The 4,992-nt window shown below is 58.0% G+C and carries 2 rRNA genes; both read right to left on the bottom strand.

From position 1 onward, the window contains the following. Positions 1 to 3,081: ribosomal RNA gene (locus FCI23_RS53930) — 23S ribosomal RNA — on the bottom strand; the annotation flags it as partial. A 291-nt stretch (positions 3,082 to 3,372) separates the two neighbouring features. After that, positions 3,373 to 4,897: ribosomal RNA gene (locus FCI23_RS53925) — 16S ribosomal RNA — on the bottom strand. Between the last annotated feature and the right edge of the window lie 95 nt (positions 4,898 to 4,992).

Below are 4,992 nucleotides of genomic sequence, written 5' to 3'. Positions count from 1 at the left end.
TTACAGGGCTTCCACATCCGGCCTATCAACCCAGTCGTCTACTGGGAGCCTTAACCCCTCAAAGGAGGTGGGAACACTCATCTCGAAGCAGGCTTCCCGCTTAGATGCTTTCAGCGGTTATCCCTCCCGAACGTAGCCAACCAGCCATGCCCTTGGCAGGACAACTGGCACACCAGAGGTTCGTCCGTCCCGGTCCTCTCGTACTAGGGACAGCCCTTCTCAATATTCCTACGCGCGCAGCGGATAGGGACCGAACTGTCTCACGACGTTCTAAACCCAGCTCGCGTACCGCTTTAATGGGCGAACAGCCCAACCCTTGGGACCGACTCCAGCCCCAGGATGCGACGAGCCGACATCGAGGTGCCAAACCATCCCGTCGATATGGACTCTTGGGGAAGATCAGCCTGTTATCCCCGGGGTACCTTTTATCCGTTGAGCGACGGCGCTTCCACAAGCCACCGCCGGATCACTAGTCCCGACTTTCGTCCCTGCTCGACCCGTCAGTCTCACAGTCAAGCTCCCTTGTGCACTTACACTCAACACCTGATTGCCAACCAGGCTGAGGGAACCTTTGGGCGCCTCCGTTACTCTTTAGGAGGCAACCGCCCCAGTTAAACTACCCACCAGACACTGTCCCTGATCCGGATCACGGACCGAGGTTAGACATCCAGCACGACCAGAGTGGTATTTCAACGATGACTCCACCATGGCTGGCGCCACAGCTTCACAGTCTCCCACCTATCCTACACAAGCCGAACCGAACACCAATATCAAGCTATAGTAAAGGTCCCGGGGTCTTTCCGTCCTGCTGCGCGAAACGAGCATCTTTACTCGTAGTGCAATTTCACCGGGCCTATGGTTGAGACAGTCGAGAAGTCGTTACGCCATTCGTGCAGGTCGGAACTTACCCGACAAGGAATTTCGCTACCTTAGGATGGTTATAGTTACCACCGCCGTTTACTGGCGCTTAAGTTCTCAGCCTCGCCTAGCCGAAACTAGACTAACCGGTCCCCTTAACGTTCCAGCACCGGGCAGGCGTCAGTCCGTATACATCGCCTTACGGCTTCGCACGGACCTGTGTTTTTAGTAAACAGTCGCTTCTCGCTGGTCTCTGCGGCCACCACCAGCTCAAGGGGAAAACCCTCTCACCAACAATGGCCCCCCTTCTCCCGAAGTTACGGGGGCATTTTGCCGAGTTCCTTAACCATAGTTCACCCGAACGCCTCGGTATTCTCTACCTGACCACCTGAGTCGGTTTAGGGTACGGGCCGCCGTAAAACTCGCTAGAGGCTTTTCTCGACAGCATAGGATCATCCACTTCACCACAATCGGCTCGGCATCAGGTCTCACCCTTCACGAGAGACGGATTTACCTATCCCTCGGGCTACACCCTTACCCCGGGACTACCACCGCCCGGGCTGGACTACCTTCCTGCGTCACCCCATCGCTCACCTACTAAAGATCTGGTCCGTCGGCTCCACCACTCCCCTTCACCCGAAGGATCCAGGGCGGCTTCACGGACTTAGCATCGCCTCGTTCAGCGCTGACGCTTCACAGCGGGTACCGGAATATCAACCGGTTGTCCATCGACTACGCCTGTCGGCCTCGCCTTAGGTCCCGACTTACCCTGGGCAGATCAGCTTGACCCAGGAACCCTTAGTCAATCGGCGCACACGTTTCCCACGTGTGTATCGCTACTCATGCCTGCATTCTCACTCGTGTACCGTCCACGACTGGCTTCCACCGCCGCTTCACCCGGCACACGACGCTCCCCTACCCATCACAGTCCCCGTTGGGGGTATGTACTGCAATGACACGACTTCGGCGGTACGCTTGAGCCCCGCTACATTGTCGGCGCGGAATCACTTGACCAGTGAGCTATTACGCACTCTTTCAAGGGTGGCTGCTTCTAAGCCAACCTCCTGGTTGTCTCTGCGACTCCACATCCTTTCCCACTTAGCGTACGCTTAGGGGCCTTAGTCGATGCTCTGGGCTGTTTCCCTCTCGACCATGGAGCTTATCCCCCACAGTCTCACTGCCACGCTCTCACTTACCGGCATTCGGAGTTTGGCTAAGGTCAGTAACCCGGTAGGGCCCATCGCCTATCCAGTGCTCTACCTCCGGCAAGAAACACGTGACGCTGCACCTAAATGCATTTCGGGGAGAACCAGCTATCACGGAGTTTGATTGGCCTTTCACCCCTAACCACAGGTCATCCCCCAGGTTTTCAACCCTGGTGGGTTCGGTCCTCCACGCGGTCTTACCCACGCTTCAACCTGCCCATGGCTAGATCACTCCGCTTCGGGTCTTGGGCGCGCTACTACATCGCCCTATTCGGACTCGCTTTCGCTACGGCTACCCCACACGGGTTAACCTCGCAACACACCGCAAACTCGCAGGCTCATTCTTCAAAAGGCACGCAGTCACGACGTTGAATGCAAACACCCAACGCGACGCTCCCACGGCTTGTAGGCACACGGTTTCAGGTACTATTTCACTCCGCTCCCGCGGTACTTTTCACCATTCCCTCACGGTACTATCCGCTATCGGTCACCAGGGAATATTTAGGCTTAACGGGTGGTCCCGCCAGATTCACACGGGATTTCTCGGGCCCCGTGCTACTTGGGTGGCTCTTAAACGAGCCGTACAGATTTCAGCTACGGGGGTCTTACCCTCTACGCCGGACCTTTCGCATGTCCTTCGCCTATCCATACGGTTTCTGACTCGCCGACCAGCCGGCAGACCGATCAAAAGAACTCCCACAACCCCGCATACGCAACCCCTGCCGGGTATCACACGCATACGGTTTGGCCTCATCCAGTTTCGCTCGCCACTACTCCCGGAATCACGGTTGTTTTCTCTTCCTGCGGGTACTGAGATGTTTCACTTCCCCGCGTTCCCTCCACATACCCTATGTGTTCAGGTATGGGTGACAGCCCATGACGACTGCCGGGTTTCCCCATTCGGACACCCCCGGATCAAAGCTCGGTTGACAGCTCCCCGGGGCCTATCGTGGCCTCCCACGTCCTTCATCGGTTCCTGGTGCCAAGGCATCCACCGTGCGCCCTTAAAAACTTGCCCACAGATGCTCGCGTCCACTATGCAGTTCTCAAGCAACGACCCGTAACCCGCGACAGACGCTCACACGCCTCCCCACGAACCCGGTCTCCAACGAGGGCAACTCACGCTCCCTCAGGACCCAACAGCGTGCCCGACCCGGCCAGCCACAATCAACGTTCCACACCCGAAGGCAGTACTAGCAGCTGCAACCAACCGTGCCGAATAGTCAACGTTCCACCCATGAGCAACCACCGCAGGACACTCGCCTGCGTCGTGGCCCTGGACCGCTCGCGCGGTCTAGATGCTCCTTAGAAAGGAGGTGATCCAGCCGCACCTTCCGGTACGGCTACCTTGTTACGACTTCGTCCCAATCGCCAGTCCCACCTTCGACGACTCCCTCCCTCACGGGTTGGGCCATCGGCTTCGGGTGTTACCGACTTTCGTGACGTGACGGGCGGTGTGTACAAGGCCCGGGAACGTATTCACCGCAGCAATGCTGATCTGCGATTACTAGCAACTCCGACTTCATGGGGTCGAGTTGCAGACCCCAATCCGAACTGAGACCGGCTTTTTGAGATTCGCTCCACCTCACGGTATCGCAGCTCATTGTACCGGCCATTGTAGCACGTGTGCAGCCCAAGACATAAGGGGCATGATGACTTGACGTCGTCCCCACCTTCCTCCGAGTTGACCCCGGCGGTCTCCCGTGAGTCCCCATCACCCCGAAAGGCATGCTGGCAACACAGGACAGGGGTTGCGCTCGTTGCGGGACTTAACCCAACATCTCACGACACGAGCTGACGACAGCCATGCACCACCTGTACACCGACCACAAGGGGGGCCGTATCTCTACGGCTTTCCGGTGTATGTCAAGCCTTGGTAAGGTTCTTCGCGTTGCGTCGAATTAAGCCACATGCTCCGCTGCTTGTGCGGGCCCCCGTCAATTCCTTTGAGTTTTAGCCTTGCGGCCGTACTCCCCAGGCGGGGAACTTAATGCGTTAGCTGCGGCACCGACGACGTGGAATGTCGCCAACACCTAGTTCCCAACGTTTACGGCGTGGACTACCAGGGTATCTAATCCTGTTCGCTCCCCACGCTTTCGCTCCTCAGCGTCAGTAATGGCCCAGAGATCCGCCTTCGCCACCGGTGTTCCTCCTGATATCTGCGCATTTCACCGCTACACCAGGAATTCCGATCTCCCCTACCACACTCTAGTCTGCCCGTATCGAATGCAGACCCGGGGTTAAGCCCCGGGCTTTCACATCCGACGCGACAGACCGCCTACGAGCTCTTTACGCCCAATAATTCCGGACAACGCTCGCACCCTACGTATTACCGCGGCTGCTGGCACGTAGTTAGCCGGTGCTTCTTCTGCAGGTACCGTCACTTGCGCTTCTTCCCTGCTGAAAGAGGTTTACAACCCGAAGGCCGTCATCCCTCACGCGGCGTCGCTGCATCAGGCTTTCGCCCATTGTGCAATATTCCCCACTGCTGCCTCCCGTAGGAGTCTGGGCCGTGTCTCAGTCCCAGTGTGGCCGGTCGCCCTCTCAGGCCGGCTACCCGTCGTCGCCTTGGTAGGCCATCACCCCACCAACAAGCTGATAGGCCGCGGGCTCATCCTGCACCGCCGGAGCTTTCCACCCACCAAGATGCCTCGGCAGGTAATATCCGGTATTAGACCCCGTTTCCAGGGCTTGTCCCAGAGTGCAGGGCAGATTGCCCACGTGTTACTCACCCGTTCGCCACTGATCCACCCCGAAGGGCTTCACCGTTCGACTTGCATGTGTTAAGCACGCCGCCAGCGTTCGTCCTGAGCCAGGATCAAACTCTCCATGAATGCTTATCGCACCACGCAAGAGCGGCACCACCGGGCGGAATAAGCCCGAGGCGCACAACATCCTCGCTGTGTAATCGCCTCCCGCAAGCGGAAGG

The sequence above is a fragment of the Actinacidiphila oryziradicis genome, assembly GCF_005047355.1.
GTDB classification, from domain to species: domain Bacteria; phylum Actinomycetota; class Actinomycetes; order Streptomycetales; family Streptomycetaceae; genus Actinacidiphila; species Actinacidiphila oryziradicis.
This window is presented reverse-complemented; position numbering and strand designations above follow the sequence as displayed.